This is a genomic window from Pontibacterium sp. (assembly GCF_041587635.1).
GTDB lineage: Bacteria > Pseudomonadota > Gammaproteobacteria > Pseudomonadales > Balneatricaceae > Pontibacterium.
Genome location: NZ_JBFGYC010000743.1, coordinates 1 through 1,258 on the forward strand (window position 1 = coordinate 1; position 1,258 = coordinate 1,258).

Annotated in this window: 1 protein-coding gene and 1 pseudogene; both read left to right on the plus strand. The window is 48.0% G+C overall.

Translation table 11 applies throughout. The features are described 5' to 3' along the window. Window positions 1-74 precede the first annotated feature (74 nt). Entirely contained in the window at window positions 75-953 is an 879-nt protein-coding gene (gene galU, locus ABYW01_RS21345; RefSeq protein ID WP_372836626.1) for a UTP--glucose-1-phosphate uridylyltransferase GalU, read from the plus strand. 3 nt (window positions 954-956) lie between these two features. After that, window positions 957-1,258, plus strand: a pseudogene (locus tag ABYW01_RS21350) (glucose-6-phosphate isomerase); the annotation flags it as partial.

A 1,258-nucleotide genomic window follows, 5' to 3' on the forward strand; every position in this document is an offset into this window, starting at 1 on the left:
ACGTAAACCCTCTTTAACGCGGTTGAAACAATGCATACTATGGCTAAAACCGCTTACAAATGGAGTATTTTTAAATGGTCAGGAAAGCCGTGATTCCAGTCGCAGGACTAGGCACTCGTGTACTGCCAGCCAGCAAAGCAATTCCTAAAGAGATGTTGCCGGTTGTTGATAAGCCCGCTATTCAGCTGGTAGTAGAAGAAGCAGTCCGCGCCGGCATCAAAGAAATTATTCTGATTACTCGTAGCGGCAAAGAGGCCATTGAAAATCACTTCGATAAGCATTACGAAATTGAAGCTGAACTGGCGCGCAAGGGAAAGACCGCCATTCTTGAATCAGTGAAGGACATTTTACCTTCTGACGTCACCCTAATGGCTATCCGTCAGCCTGATGCGAAAGGTCTGGGGCATGCCGTCTTATGTGCAGCAGCAGCAGTGGGTACGGAGCCGTTTGCCGTTCTTCTGCCTGACGTACTGGTGGATTGCGACGAGGGTGTAACACATGACCTCAGTCAGATGATAAAAAATTTCACGGCCGAAAATGCCACCCAAGTGATGGTCGAACGTGTTGCAGATGAAGATATCAGTAAATATGGTATTGCTGACTGCAGCGCCGTTCCAGCAGCGGGTACCAGTGCAGCTGTGGCAGGGTTCGTAGAAAAACCTACCGCTGAAGAAGCACCCTCCAACCTTGCTGTTGTTGGCCGTTATGTTTTTCCTGCCCGAATCATGGACCTGTTGCAAGACACGCAACCCGGCGCGGGTGATGAGATTCAACTTACCGATGCCATGGACACACTGTTGAATGAACAAGCCATGAGTGTTTATCGCATGTCAGGCAAAACCTTCGACTGTGGTAACAAAGCCGGTTACGTAGAAGCCGTTCTGAACTACGCCCTGAAACACCCTGAAACCAAAGAGCAGACCCACGCTCTGATTAAGCAGTTAAGCGTATAACCTATGGATCTCACACAGAGTGCTGAGTGGCAGCAGTTGAAAGCCCACTCAACGTCGATAGAAGAAAGTCATCTGCACCATTTGTTCGAGAATGACGAGAATCGCGACAAACGTTTCTCATTTCGTAACCAAGACCTCTTTATCGATTTTTCCAAACAAAGGATTGTTCCGGAAACTTTGCAGCTACTGACCGAGTTGGCCCGCGCAAATAACCTAGAAGAAAAGATCAAAGATCTTTTTAGCGGACAGCGTGTCAATACATTTGAGAACAGACCAGCTCTGCACTCTGCATTACGTTTGCCTGA